Source organism: Mycobacterium sp. KBS0706, assembly GCF_005938675.2.
Taxonomy (GTDB): domain Bacteria; phylum Pseudomonadota; class Alphaproteobacteria; order DSM-16000; family Inquilinaceae; genus Inquilinus.
In genome coordinates this window covers 1-15,492 of the sequence record NZ_VCCH02000135.1, presented here as the reverse complement: position 1 = coordinate 15,492, position 15,492 = coordinate 1, and the positions used below count along the sequence as shown (strand labels likewise).

The 15,492-nt window shown below is 67.9% G+C and carries 16 protein-coding genes; 9 read left to right on the top strand and 7 right to left on the bottom strand.

The genetic code is table 11. The features are described from left to right. Positions 1-104: 104 nt before the first annotated feature. Positions 105-1,130 carry a Gfo/Idh/MocA family protein gene (locus tag FFK22_RS37830; RefSeq protein ID WP_138893344.1) on the bottom strand — a complete coding sequence of 342 codons (1,026 nt, stop codon included), beginning with the start codon at positions 1,128-1,130 and terminating at the stop codon, positions 105-107. Positions 1,131-1,298: 168 nt separating this feature from the next. Here FFK22_RS37830 and FFK22_RS37825 point away from each other — a divergent pair, with 168 nt between their 5' ends. The 8 genes from FFK22_RS37825 (at position 1,299) to FFK22_RS37790 (ending at position 9,774) form a co-directional block, all read left to right on the top strand. After that, a complete protein-coding gene (locus FFK22_RS37825) occupies positions 1,299-2,576 on the top strand; it encodes an ABC transporter substrate-binding protein (protein ID WP_138893345.1) in 1,278 nt (425 codons plus the stop codon). Beyond that, positions 2,573-3,460 carry a carbohydrate ABC transporter permease gene (locus FFK22_RS37820; RefSeq protein WP_138893346.1) on the top strand — a complete coding sequence of 296 codons (888 nt, stop codon included), beginning with the start codon at positions 2,573-2,575 and terminating at the stop codon, positions 3,458-3,460. The genes FFK22_RS37825 and FFK22_RS37820 overlap by 4 nt, the downstream gene beginning before the upstream one ends. 10 nt (positions 3,461-3,470) lie before the next feature. Further along, positions 3,471-4,346 (top strand): carbohydrate ABC transporter permease, encoded by an 876-nt coding sequence (locus FFK22_RS37815; protein ID WP_221939162.1) that lies wholly within the window; start codon positions 3,471-3,473, stop codon positions 4,344-4,346. 202 nt (positions 4,347-4,548) lie between these two features. Continuing rightward, complete coding sequence (locus FFK22_RS37810; protein WP_138893347.1) at positions 4,549-5,043, top strand: YcjF family protein; 495 nt, start codon at positions 4,549-4,551, stop codon at positions 5,041-5,043. A gap of 238 nt (positions 5,044-5,281) precedes the next feature. Further along, positions 5,282-5,545, top strand: coding sequence for a hypothetical protein (locus tag FFK22_RS37805; protein ID WP_138893348.1), 264 nt, complete (start codon positions 5,282-5,284; stop codon positions 5,543-5,545). Positions 5,546-5,610: 65 nt separating this feature from the next. Beyond that, a complete protein-coding gene (locus tag FFK22_RS37800; protein ID WP_138893349.1) occupies positions 5,611-7,278 on the top strand; it encodes a cyclic peptide export ABC transporter in 1,668 nt (555 codons plus the stop codon). Then, a complete protein-coding gene (locus FFK22_RS37795) occupies positions 7,271-8,359 on the top strand; it encodes a prohibitin family protein (RefSeq protein ID WP_138893350.1) in 1,089 nt (362 codons plus the stop codon). The genes FFK22_RS37800 and FFK22_RS37795 overlap by 8 nt, the downstream gene beginning before the upstream one ends. Positions 8,360-8,373: 14 nt before the next feature. Next, positions 8,374-9,774 carry a substrate-binding domain-containing protein gene (locus FFK22_RS37790; protein ID WP_138893351.1) on the top strand — a complete coding sequence of 467 codons (1,401 nt, stop codon included), beginning with the start codon at positions 8,374-8,376 and terminating at the stop codon, positions 9,772-9,774. A 275-nt stretch (positions 9,775-10,049) separates the two neighbouring features. Here FFK22_RS37790 and FFK22_RS37785 read toward each other — a convergent pair whose 3' ends face one another. The 6 genes from FFK22_RS37785 to FFK22_RS37760 all read right to left on the bottom strand — a co-directional run bounded on the left by FFK22_RS37785 (position 10,050) and on the right by FFK22_RS37760 (position 14,878). Continuing rightward, positions 10,050-10,664: a hypothetical protein gene (locus tag FFK22_RS37785; RefSeq protein ID WP_138889405.1), complete on the bottom strand. Its 615-nt coding sequence runs from the start codon at positions 10,662-10,664 to the stop codon at positions 10,050-10,052. Positions 10,665-10,692: 28 nt separating this feature from the next. Then, complete coding sequence (locus FFK22_RS37780) at positions 10,693-11,454, bottom strand: ParA family protein (RefSeq protein WP_138889404.1); 762 nt, start codon at positions 11,452-11,454, stop codon at positions 10,693-10,695. 10 nt (positions 11,455-11,464) lie between these two features. Further along, positions 11,465-12,739, bottom strand: coding sequence for a hypothetical protein (locus FFK22_RS37775; protein WP_138889403.1), 1,275 nt, complete (start codon positions 12,737-12,739; stop codon positions 11,465-11,467). Further along, on the bottom strand, positions 12,736-13,518 hold the full coding sequence (locus FFK22_RS37770) for a thioesterase II family protein (RefSeq protein ID WP_186002884.1): 783 nt from the start codon (positions 13,516-13,518) through the stop codon (positions 12,736-12,738). The genes FFK22_RS37775 and FFK22_RS37770 overlap by 4 nt, the downstream gene beginning before the upstream one ends. 143 nt (positions 13,519-13,661) lie before the next feature. Continuing rightward, entirely contained in the window at positions 13,662-13,871 is a 210-nt protein-coding gene (locus tag FFK22_RS37765) for an MbtH family protein (RefSeq protein WP_138889401.1), read from the bottom strand. Positions 13,872-13,885: 14 nt separating this feature from the next. Then, a complete protein-coding gene (locus FFK22_RS37760) occupies positions 13,886-14,878 on the bottom strand; it encodes a TauD/TfdA family dioxygenase (protein ID WP_221939161.1) in 993 nt (330 codons plus the stop codon). A gap of 284 nt (positions 14,879-15,162) precedes the next feature. Here FFK22_RS37760 and FFK22_RS44130 point away from each other — a divergent pair. After that, on the top strand, positions 15,163-15,492 hold a 330-nt coding region (locus tag FFK22_RS44130), incomplete at its 3' end, for a cytochrome P450 (protein ID WP_221939160.1).

Below are 15,492 nucleotides of genomic sequence, written 5' to 3'. Positions count from 1 at the left end.
TGCCGGTGGCGATCTGGTGCCGGATCAGGTCGGCCGCCTGGCGCCACAGCGGCTCCGGAGAGTCGGCGTCGAGCATGGCGGCGGCTTCGGTCCTGGTCATCGGGTCAGGTCACCTCTTCCCAGCGGCGGGTGCGCATCGAGCGGTAGCAGGCATCGATGATGCGGTTGACGATCACCCCGTCCTCGAAAGTCTCGGACGGCGCGGTGCCGGCGGCGAAGCAGTCGACGAAGTGGCGCATCTGCTGCGAGAAGCCGTAGGCGCGGGTTTCCTCCGGCACAGGGTACACCCAGCCGGTCTCGGCATCGGCCTTTTCCACGGTGTAGCCGACCGGCTTGCCGACGAAGCCCCAGACCGGCCCGACCGAGGTGTCGGTGACGATGCGCCCCTCCGAGCCCACCAGCTCGTGCCGCAGCTGCATGCCGCCCTTCTCGATCCAGGAGGATTCGATGGTGGCGAGCTGGCCGCCGGCGAATTTCAGCAGCGCGATCGACGCGTCCTCGCCGGTGGTCTTGTCGCGATGGACCATGGTGGCGCCCCAGGCCATCACCTCGGTCACCGGATTGTCCTTGCCGAAGAAGTGGCGGGCGGATTCGACGGTGTGGCAGCCCATGTCCAGCAGGGCGCCGCCGCCGGCGGTCTCCGCGTCCCAGAAATGCGGGGCGTGCGGCCCGGAATGGGCTTCGCGGGCGCGCATGGTCAAGAGGTCGCCGATGCCGCCCGCCTGCACCATCTCATAGGCCTTGGCGATGTTCGGCGAGAACACCGCGCTTTCGGCATAGCCATGCCAGACGCCGGCGTGCCGCACGATGTCCAGCATCCGCTGCGCCTCCGCCGCGGTCCGGGCCAGGGGCTTGGTGCAGATCACCGCCTTGCCGTGCCGGGCCGCGATCTCCACAGCCTCGAGATGGACCTCGTTCGGCAGGGCGATGACCACCAGTTGCACCTTCGGGTCGGCGCACAGCGCCTCGGCGTCTACATGTGCGGTGACCTGCCATTTCGCGGCGAAGGCCCGCGCCCGCTCCGGGTTGCGCGAGCAGCAAGCCACCAGCTCGGCGTTGCGCACATCCAGGAGCGAGTCCGCATAGGTCTCGGCGATGAAGCCGGACCCCATCAATCCGATACCGATCATGCCCTTCCCTCCCCACTGTCAAATACCTTATAATACCACTTGGCCGAATTCGACAGCGTATTTCAACAGAAATTATACCATTTGGCCTATCTGGTATTATGAGGTATCTTCCTCGAAACATCTGGCCGCCGGGCGCTCCCCGGGCCGCAAAACGGGAGGCTGTGAACGATGCATTCGACATCCTTACGGGCGAAGGCTGCCGGGATCGCGCTGGGCGCCCTGCTGGCCGGCGCGGCCGGCCCGGCCCTGGCGGCGGACCCGGTTACCCTGACCCTGGGCAGCTGGCGCACCGAGGACATCGCCGTCTGGCAGGACAAGGTGCTGCCGGCCTTCGAGGCGGCGCATCCGGGCATCAAGGTCGAATTCGCTGCCACCAATACCAATGAATACAACGCCGCGATCCAGTCCCAGATCGAGGGCGGCGCCGGGCCGGACCTGATCACCTGCCGCCCGTTCGACGTGAATGCCGAATGGATCCGCCGCGGCTACCTGGCCAAGCTGGACGGGCTGGCGGGGCTGGAGAATTTCGACGCCACCGCGAAGGCCGCCTGGACCGGGGCGGACGGCGCCAGCTACTGCGTGCCGGTGGCCGCGGTGCTGGCCGGCTTCTACTACAACATCGACATCTTCCAGCAGCTCGGGCTGAAGGTGCCGGCCACCAGCGCCGAGTTCCTGGCGGTGCTGCAGAAGATCAAGGATGACGGCCGCTACACGCCGCTGTCGGTCGGGTCGGCCGAGGCCTGGCAGCTGGCCTATGACGGCCTCTACAGCATCGGCCCGGCCTATTGGAAGGGCGAGGACGGGCGGCTGGGGCTGATCGAGGGCAGCAAGAAGCTGACCGACCCGGACTTCGTGGCCGCCATCGCCGCGCTGAAGGCCTGGACGGCCTTCCTGCCCAAGGGCCAGGAAAGCCTGCAATATGCCGACATGACCCAGCTGTTCACCCTGGGCAAGGCGGCGATCCTCCCCGACGGGTCCTGGAACATCAACCAGGTGACCGCGACCGGGCTGAAGGTCGGCGTGTTCGCGCCGCCGGTCGTCAAGGCCGGCGACCAGCGCTACATGCAGGAGATGCCGGACATGGCGATCGGCCTCAACCCGGCCGGCAAGCACCAGGACGCGGCCCGCACCTTCCTGACCTGGATCGCCGGCAAGGAGTTCCAGGAGGTCTACGTCAACGCCGCGCCCGGCTTCTTCGCCATGAGCAACCAGAAGGTGCAGTACCAGAACGCCCTGGCGCAGGAATTCGCCGACCTGAAGACCGGCGCCAAGCTGACGCCCCGCCTGGCGCTGGACCGGCTGAGCGCCGGCACCCCACCGCTGGACGATGAGATCTGGCGGCTGCTGCAGGTGATGTTCACCACCCCGGACACGACGCCGGAGCAGGTGGCCAAGGAGCTGCAGGCCGGCCTGTCCTCCTGGTACAAGCCGCAGATGGGCCAGTGACCCGCACCGCGTCGGCCCGCCACAGCCTGGCCCTGTTCGTCGCGCCGGCGCTGGCGATCTACCTCGTCTTCGCGGTGCTGCCGCTGGCGACGTCGATCGTGATGAGCCTGTTCGACACCAGCGGGCGGGCCGGCGCGGTGTTCGTCGGCCTGGGCAACTACATCCAGCTGTTCACCCAGCCGGTGGTCAGCGCCCGGTTCTGGAACGCGCTGCTGAACAACGCCAAATACTTCGCCATCCATGTCGTGGTCGAGGTGCCGGTCGGCCTGCTGCTGGCCGCGCTCCTCACCTCCGACGCGGTGCGGCGGACCGAAGGCATCTACCGCACGCTGCTGTTCATCCCGGCGACGCTGTCGGTGGTGATCGTCGGCTTCATCTGGCGGCTGATCCTCAATCCGCTGTGGGGACTGGTCGGCTTTCCGCTGCTGGGCAACCAGATGACCGCGCTGCCGACCATCTCGCTGATGTCGGTCTGGCAGTATGTCGGCATCCCGATGGTGTTCCTGTACAGCGCGCTCCTGGCCGTGCCGCGCGACGTGGTCGAGGCGGCGCGGATCGACGGCGCCGGGCCCTGGCGGATCTTCCGGTCGGTCAAGTTTCCGCTGATCGTGCCGCAGTTCGGGCTGATCGTGATCCTGACCTTCATCTGGACCTTCAACGGCTTCGACCTGGTCTTCGCCCTGAACGGGTCGGCCCCCGGGCCGAACTACAGCACCGACATCCTGGGTACCTTCTTCTACCGCACCTTCTTCGGCTCCAGCGGCCAGGTGGCGGATCTCGATCTCGGCGCCGCCGTGGCGTCGGTGATCTTCACGCTGATGCTGGCCGTCACCGCGGTCTACTTCTGGCTGGTGCAGCGGCGGCTGAAGCCACATGCGCTCTAGGGGAGCTTCGATGAGCGCGATCGTCCGGGACATGGGCGCCGTCCGCCAGGGCCGCTCCCTCCGCCGCTGGAGTGCGGAGCAGGTGGCCGCGCATGCCGTGCTGATACTGTTCGTGGCGCTGGCGCTAGGCCCGATCGTCGTCGTCATCCTCAACTCGCTGAAGACCACGCCGGCGATTTTCGGCGGGCCCTTCGCCCTGCCGACGGCCGAGACATTCAGTCTGGACGGCTACAAGCGGGTGCTGACCCGCGGCAACTTCCTTTTGAACTACCGCAACAGCCTGGTCGTCACCGTCGGCTCGGTCGGGCTGACAGTGCTGGTTTCGACCCTCGCCGCCTATGCGCTGGTCGAGTACCGGGTGCGGATCGTGCCGCTGCTGGCCGGGCTGTTCATCGCCGGGGTGATGCTGCCGATCCGCCTTGGCACGATCCCGATCATCCAGCTGATGGTCGCCTGGGGACTGATGGACACGCTGGCGGCGCTGATCTTGGTCTATACGGCGATGAGCATCCCGATCGCCGTGACCATGCTGATGACCTATTTCCGCACGGTGCCGACCGAGCTGAAGGAGGCGGCGCGGATCGATGGTGCCGGCGAGTTGCGCACCTTTCGCATCGCCCTGCCCCTGGTCCGGCCCGGCCTGGCGGCCGTCGCCACCGTGACCATGCTGCCGATCTGGAACGACCTGTGGTTCCCGCTGATTCTGGCGCCGGGCCGGGCCAACCAGACCGTGACCCTGGGCGTGCAGCAATTCGTCGGCCAGTTCCTGAACGACTATCCGGCGCTGCTGGCCGCCCTGACAATGGGCGCGATGCCGCTGGTGCTGCTGTTCGTCCTGTTTTCGCGCCAGTTCATCCGCGGCGTCAGCCAGGGCTTCAGCAAATAAGGACGTCGAGTCGGCCGGCAAACTACGCCGGTCGGCGCGGCGCTGGTGCCGGCTGGCTCCCAGCATCGCCGTTCAGGCTAGGATATTTTTCGGCGCTGATTCGTTGCGATCCCGGCATTGACCCGGTATCCTGCCCGGATTGATGTAAGCCTTTGTGGCCCTGCGGCACGGCCCGCGTCGATCCCTGACTTCGGAGAGAACCATGGATGCAGCTGAACAGAAGCCTTCGCTGGAATCCGAGGCTTCGCGAATCGTCAATTCCTACATGGGCTGGTCGGCGGGCGCCGGGTTGATACCGCTCCCGGGCGCCGACCTGGCCGCGATTTCCGGCGTCCAGCTGAAGATGGTGCACTCGCTGTCGAAGCTGTACGGCCTGCCGTTCTCGCGCGACGCCGCGAAGTCGGTCATCGGCGCCCTGGTCGGCGGCGGCGGTGCCGTGGTCCTCAGCGCTCCGATGGGCAGCCTGATCAAGGGCGTTCCCGTCGTCGGCCAGATCGCCGGCGCACTGACGCAGCCTGCGCTCGCGGCAGCGACCACCTACGCCCTGGGCAAGGTTTTCATCCAGCATTTCGAGACCGGCGGGAACCTGCTGAATTTCAACGCCAACGACCTGCGCGACTATTACAACGAGCAGCTCGCCGCGGTGCGCGAAGCCAAGCCGGCGACGGTCCGGGCCAGCGCGGCCAAGGCCGACTGACGTCCGGGTTCCGGCGACCCGCGTCGCCGGCGCTATTGAAGTGTCACAGGATCGGCGTTCCCATGGCCAGGTGCGCCGCAGGTTTGACGGGTGGGCTGGTGGCCACGGGGCAGCCGCCTTGCCCGGCCGTGCATGCGAGCGGCGGAGGCCGTCGGACATCCACCCGGGTCCCCGCAGCCTCAGCGCGAGTGTCCGGGAGCCGCCCGGTCCGGGCATCGGCGGGGGGAAAGCGGGGATCATGACCATTATCATCTACCTCGCCCTCTGCATCGTGGTGGGGCTCGCGGGGCGCAGGCGCCCGATCGGGTTCGTCGGCTATTTCGTGCTGTCGCTGCTGCTGACGCCGATCGTGCCGCTGCTCTTCCTGCTGGTCACCCAGAAGCAGTTCCTCGAGCAGGAGACGGCGATACGCCTCTACCGGGCCTATTGCCGGCGCTGCGGCTGCGGGATGGCCGAGGCTGACACGATCCACACCTGCAACCGCTGCGGGGCACCGCTCTGATGCTGGCGCTGTTGCGCCAACCACGCCTCCGGGCCTAGACGCATCGTCCAGCTGGACCGGAGAGCATGCCCCTCATCACCATTCTTCGCTCGATCGCCGCGCGCAACCTGCGTCGGATCGCGCTGATGGCGGTCGTCGCCGGGTTGAGCAACGCAGCAGTCCTGGCGCTGATCAACATGGCCGCCGACCGCCAGTCCAGCAGCACCGACGGCGGCGGCAGCGGCAGCACCGTGGTCCTGGCGCTGATGTTCGTCGGCGTGGTCCTCATGTACACCTTCTCGCAGCGCTTCCTGATGTTCGAGGCGGCGAGAGAGGTCGAGTCCCTGATCCACCGCATCCGCACGCGCCTGATCGAGGCGGTGCGGCACAGCGAGCTCGCCGACATCGAGCACATCGGCCGGACCCGGATCTATAACGGCCTGAGCAAGGAGATCCAGACGCTGGCCCAGTCCAGCGCGACGCTCGCCCTGATCTTCCAGATGTCCATGCTGGTGTTGTTCACCATGGCCTATCTGGCATTCCTGTCGATGACCGCGTTCCTGCTCGCGATCGGCTTCATCGGCGTGGCGATCGTGCTCTATCTCGGCCGGGCAAAGCACGCGAGCAAGGCGGTCCAGGAGGCCACCGAGGCGGAGTACGGGCTGGACGTGCTGGTGACCGGCATCCTCGAGGGGTTCAAGGAGGTCAAGCTCAATGCCCGGCGCAGCGGCGAACTGCTCGAGGATCTGGTGAAAGCCTCGCGGCAGGCCTCCGACCAGCGCATCAAGGCCCATCTCGGCTTCGCCCAGAACCTGATCTTCTCGCAGAACATCTTCTTCCTGCTGCTGGGAACGATGGTCTTCGTCGTGCCGGCCTTGAGCAGCGCCACCGCCTACAGCGACACGCTGCTGAAGACGACGACCGTGATCCTGTTCGTCATCGGGCCGCTTGGCGGGTTGGTCGGATCCGTGCCGATCCTGGCCAATGCCAACACCGCGGCCGCCCATCTCCTCGAGCTCGAACGCCTGCTGGAGGAATCGGCCGGGCCGAAGGAGGACTGGGACGGCCAGGCCGCCGGCCCGGCGCCGTCGTTCCAGCGGATCGAGCTGCGCGGCGTGACCTTCCATTTCGAGGAGACCCCCGGGCAGTACGCCTTCCAGGTCGGCCCGGTCGACCTCACGATCCAGGCCGGCGAGACGATCTTCATCTCCGGCGGCAACGGGTCGGGGAAGTCGACCCTGCTGCGGCTGCTGACGGCGCTGTACCTGCCGCAGCTAGGCACCATCTCCGTCGACGGCCGGCCGGTGACCCACGCCAACGCTGCGTCCTATCGGGCCCTGTTTTCGGCGGTCTTCTCGGACTTCCACCTGTTCAAGCGGACCTATGGGGTCGACCCGGAGGCCGTGGCGGAGGTCGACGAGCTGCTGCGGCTGTTCGAGATCGACGCCAAGACCGGCGTCGCCGGCGACGCGTTCACGACAGTCGACCTCTCCGCCGGCCAGCGCAAGCGGCTGGCGCTGATCGTGGCGGTGCTGGAGCGCCGCCCGATCTGCATCCTCGACGAATGGGCGGCCGACCAGGACCCGCATTTCCGGCAGAAGTTCTACGATGAGCTGCTGCGGATGCTGAAGGATCGCGCCATCACGGTCATCGCGGTCACGCATGACGACCGCTACTACGATCGCGCGGACAGGCGACTGCACATGGAAGAAGGCAGGATCGTGAGCGTTGGACCGGAGAACGTCGATGCTTAAGCGCGCCTGGCTTCGCACCCGACGCTACCTGTTCGAGCACGGGCCCGAGGTCGCGGTGTTCGTGGTGATCTTCGCCATCCTGGCGGTCGTGCTGCTGCCGCGGATGGTCTTTACCATCCCGGCCGGGCATGTCGGCGTGCTGTGGAAGCGCTTCGGCGGGACGGTCCTGGATTACACGATCGGCGAGGGGATTGCGATCATCCTGCCCTGGGACCGGATCCACATCTACGATCTGCGAGTGCAGCTGATCGATCGCGATTTCGACGTGCTATCGACGGACGGCCTGAAGGTCACGGTCAACATCGCCTACCGCTTCCAGCTGATCAGGGACAAGGTCCCGCTGCTGCACAAGACCGTCGGCGAAGACTATGCCGACGTGCTGCTGACCGCGGCGATCGGCGCCCGCGCCCGCGACATCCTGGGACGGAACACGCCGGAGGAGATCTATTCGTACCGCCGCGCCGAGGTGCAGACCGAGATCCTGAAGGAGATGCAGCAGAGCCTGCTGCAGCCGCTGGTCGCGCCCGCGTCCGCCACTCAGGTGCCCAGCGGCTTCATCGAGATCGAGGACGTCTTCTTCCGGTCGATCAAGCTGCCGCCCACGGTCGAGGAGGCGATCGACCGCAAGAACCAGATGCAGCAGCGCAGCCTGGAATATGACTACCGCCTGCTGCTCGAGGCGAAGGAGAGCGAGCGCAAGCGCATCGAGGCGCGCGGCATCAAGGAGTTTCAGGACATCGTCTCGCAGGGGATCACCGAAAGCTATCTCAAGTGGCGCGGCATCGACGCGACCCAGGCTCTCGCCAACTCGCCGAACAGCAAGATCGTCGTGATCGGCGGCGGCAAGGACGGATTGCCGATCATCCTCGGCAACACCGACAGCCCGGCCGCGGTCGCGCCGGCCCCCACCGGGACGAGTCCGCCGGCGGCCCCCGCCGCCGGGACGAATCCGCCGGTGGCGCCGGGCGCATCGATCATCGTGCCGTCGTCGCCGGCGGCGCTGGCCCCGCCGCCGCCCGCCGCCGCCAACCAGGCCGGCGCGACGGACCTGCTTCCGCGCGATCCGCTGAACGCCCGGTAGACCGGGGCGCAGCAATGACGAAGGGCGCCAGGACGGAGTCGGATCGCAGACGCGGCATCGGGTTCGTCGCGGCGGTGGTGCTGCTGCTTGCCAGCGGCTGGATCGGCGGCACCGTCCCGGGCCGGGCGGCCGGGACGCCCCCCGCCGGCGCCGACGGAGAGACCGAGCAGATTCTGCTGCGGCTGGGCGGGGATGAGATCGTGGCGACGACCATCGCCATGCCGCTCGCCCGGAACTTCCTGGAGCGGAAGGGGGCTCACGGCATCGGCATCGTCCCGGCACCGGCGCCCTGGACCGCCGAGATCTCCGGGCGCATGGGCAACGGCAATCGGGTGTCGATCCTGGTCCGCGCCGCGTTGACCGAGGAGGCGTTCCGCCTGCTCGCTGCCGGCGAGATCGATATCGCCATGGCAGGGCGCGAGCCCTCGCCGCAGGAGGTCGGCGCCATGCCGATGCTCGGCCATCAGGACGACTCGCACGCCGCCGCCGCGATCGCGCGCGCCGCCGCCGTGATCGCGGTCCATCCCGGGAACCCGGTCGAGACGCTGAGCTTCCGGCAGCTCCACGGCATCTATGCCGGCACGGTGACGGATTGGGCCGAACTCGGCGGCAGGCCAGGTCCGATCCATGCGCTCACCCGGGAGGGTGGATCGGCGACGCGCCAGCTGTTCGACAGTGTCGTCCTGGGATCGACGCCGATGGCGACGACGGTCCGCCAGTTCGGCAGCTTCGAGGAGATGCGGTCAGTCGCGGCAAGCGACCCGGACGCGATCGGCTACTTCGTGGTTCCCGGGTCGCTGAAGATGCTGCGCGTCATCGTCGGCGACGACACCAAGGTGTCCCCGCCCGACAGCTACCAGCTGGCCAGCGGCGACTATCCTCTGAGCCAGACCCTGTACCTCTACCGCGACCCCCAGGGCGCAAACGCCGACGTCTCGGCCTTCTTCGACCAGGCGCTCGCGGTGTCGTCCCAGTTCACCATCATCTCAGCCGGGCTGTCGGAGCTGGGCCCGGCCCTGATCCTGCCGAGCGGCGAGCGCCGCGATTCCGGGCGCTACGAGGAACTGACCCGCAACGCCCTGCGCGTCAGCACGACGATCCGCTTCGACGACGGCTCGATGGTGGTGGACAGCACGGCCAGCCACGACCTCGACCTCCTGGCACGGTATCTTCGCATGCTCCAGGTGCGCGGCGACCATCTCGTGCACATCGCCTTCTCCGAAGGAAGCGGCGATCCGGCCGCAGACGAACGGGCCTCCCGCCAGCTCGGCGAGGTCGTCGCGACGGAGCTGCGGCGCCGGCTGGTCGCGCCCGGCGACGTCGTCGCGCTCGGCGCCCAGAGGCCGCTCGTCGAGGACGATACGCCGGTCGGGCGCGGGATCAATCGTCGCGTGGAGACCTGGATCCGGCCTTAACCCGGATATCTCACACCCCCTGCGTCCTGCGCCGGTTCAAAATGCCGACGGGGCAGGAGAGCGGCGCAGCGCGATGCTTATGCATCGGGCAAGCCGTTCGACGCACCTCGTCGGCATTTTCAACCGGCCCGAAGGGTCGTCTTGCGGTGGCCGCCTGCGGGGGCGGGCCGCTCAACCGTATGTCCCTATACGCTTTTCGCGTCCCGCCCCCGCATCCGACTCACCGCAAGACGACGCAGGGCGTAGGGGGTGTGAGATATCCGGGCTAATGCCGGTCAGGAGGGCTGCGCCGCCGCGTCGGCCCCCGCCATCAGCGCCAGCGCGTCGAGCCCGGCGACCGTGACGCTGTCGGTCCGCGCCACCAGCATCCGGCCGTCGCGCAGCCGCAGGTTGAGCATCCGCTGCCCGGGATGCAGCAGCCGGATTCCGACGCCCAGCGCCACCCCCACCGGTCCGATGACGGACCCGACGGTCAAGGCCCAGCCGGTGGCGCTCAGCAGGCGGTGCTCCTCGCGGTCCGGCCAGCCCAGCACCGCTACGACCTCGGCGTCGAGGATGACCTGCTCCCCGCCCGGTGCGACGAAACCGAAGCGTCCGTCCGGCCCGAGGCGGCGGATCCGGACGAGGCCGACGCCGAAGTCGCCGCCGAGCAGCTCGAGCCGTCCGCCCGCCACGAGCTTCATCCGCTCGGCCGGGGCGTCGCGGGGCCTGCCGCCCAGGGTCTTCCGGGCCGCGTCCGTCAGCGTCGAGAACACGGCGCGGCCGTGGTCGACGACCGTCCGGGCCGAGCCCGGCTTATCCGCCGGGGCCGCCGCCGGTTCAACGGCCTCGCCGGTCGGCTGGTCGAGCTTGCCGAGCGGATCATTCTGGATGGTGCTGCGCTTCGCCATGGCGGTTTCCCCAACTCAGGTCGGTGGTTCAAGGCATCGCGACGATCTCGGCCGCGAGCGCGCGGTAGTCGGCCGCGCCGGTGCTCGACGGCGCATAGGCGGCGATGGGGACGCCGAAGGACGGCGCCTCGGCCAGCCGGATGTTCTCGCGCACCACGGTGTTCAGGACCTGGCGCGGGAATTTGGCGGCCAGCCGTTCCCGCACCTCGGCGCAGTGCCGGTTGCGCGTGTTGAAACGGCAGACCACGAACCCCAGCAGGGAGAGCGCCGGATTGCAGCTCTCCTGGACCAGGCGGATCGTGCCGAGGATCTGGACGACCCCGGTCAGCGCCATGATGTGCGCCTCGACCGGGACCAGCGCCCGGTCGGCAGCGGCGAGGGCGTTGATGGTCAAGAGACCGCGGGCCGGCGGCGTGTCGATGATCACGTAGCGCCACTCCGCCAGGGCCGCGCGCGGCATCAACCGGGACAGCAGCGTCTCGGCCGACCTGTCCTGCGCCAGGCGCCTCTCGGCCTCGGCGAGCGACGGCGCGGCGGGCAGCAGAGCCAGGCCTGCCACGGACGACGCGCGGACCAGGCTGCCGAACGGGTGCCCCGGATCGAACACCGAAGGGCCCGCCGTGTCGGCATCCGCGCCGAGCCAGGTCGAGGCGTTGCCCTGCGGGTCCAGGTCGATCAGCAGCGTCGGCTGGCCGTCCTGGGCCAGCGACGCGGCGAGGTTGACGGCCGTCGTCGTCTTTGCGGCACCGCCCTTGTGGTTGGCGATCGCGATGACGCGCGTGTCCGTCATGGGGGCAGCCTCAATGCACCACGGCGGTTACAGTGTTGGACACGGGCAGGGCATTCAGCGACGTGCTGAGCGCGACCAGCCGGCGCAGCAGGGTGAAGACGCGGATGGTCGACGTCGCCTGCATCGGGATGCTGTACCGCGTGCCACGATAGACCACGGAGACGAAGTCGTCTGCACTGGGCGAGTCCATGTTGACGACGAACAGCCGGTCGGCCAGGGCGCTCGATCCTGGCGGCCTGGCGTCCGGGGTGACGAGTTCGACCGCCGTTCCGCTCCTGGTCAGCCAGCCGAGGAAATGGATGATATCGAGGGTCGAGCGGGCATAGATCTTGACCTCCGTGGTGCCGTGCGAATCCGCGGATGCGCCCTGCCGGGTGAAGCTGAACGAGTCCGCCGCCGACGATGCGCCCGGCGCCCCCGCCCTGACCGTGTCGCAGCTCGGCCCGAGAGCAGCCGAAGCCCGCCCGCCCCCCGATGTCAGCGAGGAATCGAAGCAGATCACGGCGGCCGGCTGCACGCTGACCATCTGGTAGCGCGTGCCGTTGGCGGTCTGCTCCGGCCGCAGCAGCAGCCCGGCCTTCGCCACCTCGACCAGGCTCTTCAGATCGGAGGCGCGCTGCGCCGAGAGCGGAGGCCCGTATTCGACGGTGCGCGGGATGGTCTCGGTGGAGAGGCCGAGCGCCAGCGCAGTCCTGAGCTCCTGGGTGAAGGCGGGGAAGCTGGGATTGCCGGGATCGTTCACCAGCGTCCGCGTCAGGCCCTGCGACCGCAGCACCGCCTTCTGGATGAAGAGATAGAACAGGAGCTCGCGCGGCAGTCCCTCGCGAACGAGGAAGTCGAGCGTCTCCGCGCTGATGGGCCGTTGCAGCCCGAGCCAGAACTCCTTGGATTCGAGGATGCCGAGGTCGAAGTTCGTATTGGTCGTCGCCGTCGCGTTGGCGGTCGTGCCAAAGGTGCTGTTCGTGGGCGGCCCGTTCCCGAAGACGACCGTGGGCAGCACCCCAAGGGAGCCGCCGACCGTGCCCGAGCCGCGGACCACGACCAGCTGCGTGAAGCTGAGCGGCACATTGTCGGCGGCGCGGACGATGTTCAGGAGCAGGGCTTCGTTCTGGACCTGCTCGATCGAGCTGTTGAGGCGGCCGACCTGGCCGGTGAGGTCATCGCTGAAGGTGCAGCCGGCCACGGCCATGGCCAGGATCGAGGCGGCCAGGCGCATCAGGCGCGGGCGGCGCGCGCCGCCCTGCCCGATCGATGGTCCGACGGAGCCACGGTCGAGATCGTTCATCGGCCTGCCACCATGAGTTGCGACCATTCGGCAATGCGCCGGCCGAGATGGGCCAGCAGCGCCCGGCGATGCGTCTCGATGAAGAAATGGCCGCCCTCCCAGAGCGAGACCCGCGGCGGCCGGGTCAGCACCTCCTGCCAGGCCTGCAGGCTCTCCGGGGGGTTTTCCTCGTCCTCTTTGCCGCCGATCACATCGACCGGCCGGGAAAATTTCGGCAGCAGGAAGTCCAGGCTGGGCCGGTAGGCCTCGGTCAGGCGGTAGTCGGAGCGCAGGATCGGCAGGACGACCGACAGCAGGTCCGGCGAATCGAGGACTTGGGGTGCCGTGCCGCCCATGTCGCGCAGATCCTCCGCCAGCTCGGCATCGGTCATGCGCGAGCGCTGCTTCTCGAGGCTACGCCAATGCGGCGCATGGCGGCCCGACAGGACGAGGCCGAGCACCGGATGCGAACGGCCGACCAGGATCCGCGCCGTCTCGAAGCCGAGGAGCGCGCCCATCGAATGGCCGTAGATCAGGACGGGCCGCTCGGCGTGCGGCAGGGCGAGGATGGCGCCCGCGATCGCGGCGGCGAGGGTCGCGACATCGTCGACGCAGGGTTCGCCGAAGCGCAAGCCGTGGCCCGGCATCTCCACGGCGAACACATCGGCAATGTCCCGCAGCTCGGCGATCCACGGCCGGAACGCCGACGCGACTCCCCCCGCCCAGGGCAGGCAGACCAGGCGCGGGCGCAGCGGGCTGCGCTCCGCCGACCATTCGGAGAACGGAAACCAGCGCTTCATCTCCGGCCGCGCCGGAGTCACCATCCGAGGCGGACCCGGCCGAGCACCATGGCCACCGCGGCCCGGGTCGGCTCGATGACGGGAATGAAGATCGTCCCGGTCATGTGGCTCGCCCTCCATCGACCGTCATCGGGGCCGCGCCTTCAGGACCCGGATTGGGACACCAGCGATTTCGGCCGCATGTCGGTCCACTGCGCCTCGATATAGTCGAGGCAGCCCTGACGGCCGTCCTCGCCGAAGGTCACGGTCCATCCCGCCGGCACCTCGACGAAGGCGGGCCACAGCGAATGCTGGCCCTCGTCGTTGACCAGGACGAAATAGCGGCCGTTCTCGTCTTCGAAGGGGTTGCTCATGTCGGTTTCCTCTCTCAGCCGTGGATTCGGGATGGGTCGGCGGCGCAGGCCGAATGCGGATAGCCCATGCTCACCAGCACCCGGCGCGAGCCGCTGAAGGGCTTGCGCCCGTGCGCGACGCGCATGTTGTCGAGGATCAGGACGTCGTCCCGGTGCCAGTCGAAGACGACCTTCTCCCGCTCGAATGCCGCGTTAACGGCAGCGACGACGCTGTCCGGAATGGCCCCCCCGTCGCCGAAGCGGGCGTTGCGCGGCAGCCCCGCCTCGCCGAACAGGTCGAGCATGTCGGCCGCCATCGCCGGGCCGAGGCTGGAGACATGGAACAGCTGGGCCTGGTTGAACCACAGCTCCCGGCCCAGCCCCGGGTGGATCGCGGTGCCCTGGCAGACCTGGCTGGTTCGCAGCCCCTCCTCCGTCCAGTCGAAGCCGATGTCATGGGCGGTGCAGAAGGCCTCGACCGCGCTTCTGCTGTCTGTCTGAAACACCGTCTGCCACGGCAGGTCGATGAAATCCGAATAGTTCCTGATATAGCGGACCCGCCTGTCGCGGAACTCGGCCAGGATAGCCGGATCGATCCGCTCCGTGACCTTGCCGACGTCGGCCAGCGGCGTCTGGCCGCCGCTGGCGGCGGGGGTCACGCAATGGAAGCCGATGCGCATGGGCCAGTCCCGCTGATAGGCGTTCTCATTGTGCATCGGGATTTCCTGCGCGGCCGGATATTCGGTCGCGGTGTAGACGCCCTTGCCGACATCGGTCCGCGGGGTCGACCGGTAGACATAGGACAGCGGCTCCGTCCACAGCCGCTGGAACAGGGCGGCCAGCGTGTCCTCGCCGGACACGCCGAAGCCGCGGAACAGCACCGCGCCGTGCCTGGCCAGGGCGGCGTCCACCGCTGCGCCATGCTCGGCCGCGAATTCGAGCAGGCCCGTCGGACGGCGCGGCTCGACCGTCAGCGGCATCATGCTTCCGGATGGCAGGCGCTCGGCGACGTCCGATGACCATGACATGGAATCAGCCCTTCCTTCCGGCGACGCGAAGCGGTTCGTCATCTTCCCGGGATGCCGCGGCCCTGTCGATGGCGAAGTGGAGCAGTTGCCCGATTCTCGGCCAGCGGACCGGGATTTATCCACTTGATATGTCTGCAGTCCTATATCCTGTGGATCGATGACCGGGTACTGCAGTATTTTGCTCAATATTTAACGAATTATTAATTTCGACATCGCCGATAAACCAAATATATATGGACCATATTTTTCTATGTCGTATTGCTTGATAAGGAGGGACACCGGACATGTCGCAGCAGGCGTCCGACCCTGGCGAGTCACTCAGATTCGATTCCTCGCACCCGCGCCTGGGCGCCGATCCCTATCAGATCTATGCGCGACTTCAAAAAAAATCGTCGAATCGCAGAACTCCTGGGACCCTTATATTGACGCGCTACAGCAGCGTCTGTGAGGCTTTCACCAACCGGGATTTGAGCTCCGAAGCTATTCCTCAGTCTCTGCGCGGTCTGGGAGAGAAATGGGGTTTGGCCCTCCCCGATCGGTTTGCGGGACTGCTGAAGGCGGCTCTCATCTTCTCCGACGAGCAAGGCCACGGACGACTGCGGCGCCTGCTTGGC

Excerpts from the sequence above, each read along its gene's own strand:
- FFK22_RS37830 (WP_138893344.1), bottom strand. The coding sequence starts at position 1,130 with ATGATCGGTATCGGATTGATGGGGTCCGGCTTCATCGCCGAGACCTAT.
- FFK22_RS37825 (WP_138893345.1), top strand. The coding sequence starts at position 1,299 with ATGCATTCGACATCCTTACGGGCGAAGGCTGCCGGGATCGCGCTGGGC.
- FFK22_RS37815 (WP_221939162.1), top strand. The coding sequence starts at position 3,471 with ATGAGCGCGATCGTCCGGGACATGGGCGCCGTCCGCCAGGGCCGCTCC.
- FFK22_RS37810 (WP_138893347.1), top strand. The coding sequence starts at position 4,549 with ATGGATGCAGCTGAACAGAAGCCTTCGCTGGAATCCGAGGCTTCGCGA.
- FFK22_RS37805 (WP_138893348.1), top strand. The coding sequence starts at position 5,282 with ATGACCATTATCATCTACCTCGCCCTCTGCATCGTGGTGGGGCTCGCG.
- FFK22_RS37800 (WP_138893349.1), top strand. The coding sequence starts at position 5,611 with ATGCCCCTCATCACCATTCTTCGCTCGATCGCCGCGCGCAACCTGCGT.
- FFK22_RS37795 (WP_138893350.1), top strand. The coding sequence starts at position 7,271 with ATGCTTAAGCGCGCCTGGCTTCGCACCCGACGCTACCTGTTCGAGCAC.
- FFK22_RS37790 (WP_138893351.1), top strand. The coding sequence starts at position 8,374 with ATGACGAAGGGCGCCAGGACGGAGTCGGATCGCAGACGCGGCATCGGG.
- FFK22_RS37785 (WP_138889405.1), bottom strand. The coding sequence starts at position 10,664 with ATGGCGAAGCGCAGCACCATCCAGAATGATCCGCTCGGCAAGCTCGAC.
- FFK22_RS37780 (WP_138889404.1), bottom strand. The coding sequence starts at position 11,454 with ATGACGGACACGCGCGTCATCGCGATCGCCAACCACAAGGGCGGTGCC.
- FFK22_RS37775 (WP_138889403.1), bottom strand. The coding sequence starts at position 12,739 with ATGAACGATCTCGACCGTGGCTCCGTCGGACCATCGATCGGGCAGGGC.
- FFK22_RS37770 (WP_186002884.1), bottom strand. The coding sequence starts at position 13,518 with ATGAAGCGCTGGTTTCCGTTCTCCGAATGGTCGGCGGAGCGCAGCCCG.
- FFK22_RS37765 (WP_138889401.1), bottom strand. The coding sequence starts at position 13,871 with ATGAGCAACCCCTTCGAAGACGAGAACGGCCGCTATTTCGTCCTGGTC.
- FFK22_RS37760 (WP_221939161.1), bottom strand. The coding sequence starts at position 14,878 with ATGTCATGGTCATCGGACGTCGCCGAGCGCCTGCCATCCGGAAGCATG.